Genomic DNA, 551 nt, shown 5'->3' with positions numbered 1-551 from the left:
GCTGAGGTGGCGCTGGCGCGCCGGGAATCACCGGCCCGCGGTTCCCGCCACCTCGGGTTGGCGCATGCGCTGATCGGGGAGATGCCGCGCACCATGACGGCGTTGACCGCGGGGCGGGTGTCGGAGGAGAAGGCGATGGTGCTGTGCCGGGAGACGGCCTGGCTGTCGGTCCATCACCGGTTCCAGGTGGATCGGCTGATGGGTGTCCGGTTCGCGGGGACCGGGGTGCGCCGGTTGGCCAGTGAGGCCCGCGCCCATGCGCAGCGGCTGGATCAGCAGGCCGCGGTGGAGCAGCTGGAGCGCGGCCAGGAGGAGCGGCGGGTCAGTGTCCGGCCGGCGCCGGGCAATATGGCGTATCTGACGGCGCTGCTGCCGATGCCGCAGGCGGTCGCCGCGTATGCGCATCTTCACCAGGCGGCTGCGACCGCGGTCGGGACCGGGGCTGCCGAGGGGCGCACGCACGGGCAGCTGATGGCTGATCTTCTCAGCACCCGGCTGACCGGTCAGGACGAGGCCGCCGACGTTCCTGTCGAGCTGCACCTGGTGATGAC

Annotated in this window: 1 protein-coding gene; it reads left to right on the top strand. The window is 72.2% G+C overall.

Annotation, left to right across the window (positions count from 1 at the left end; translation table 11 throughout):
- The coding region (locus LXN01_RS16000; protein WP_236866841.1) for a 13E12 repeat family protein at nt 1–551 on the top strand (551 nt) is incomplete at both ends.

Source organism: Brevibacterium daeguense (assembly GCF_021729135.1).
Lineage (GTDB): Bacteria > Actinomycetota > Actinomycetes > Actinomycetales > Brevibacteriaceae > Brevibacterium > Brevibacterium daeguense.
Note: the sequence above shows the minus strand (reverse complement) of the source record. Positions and strands in the feature narration are given on the sequence as shown.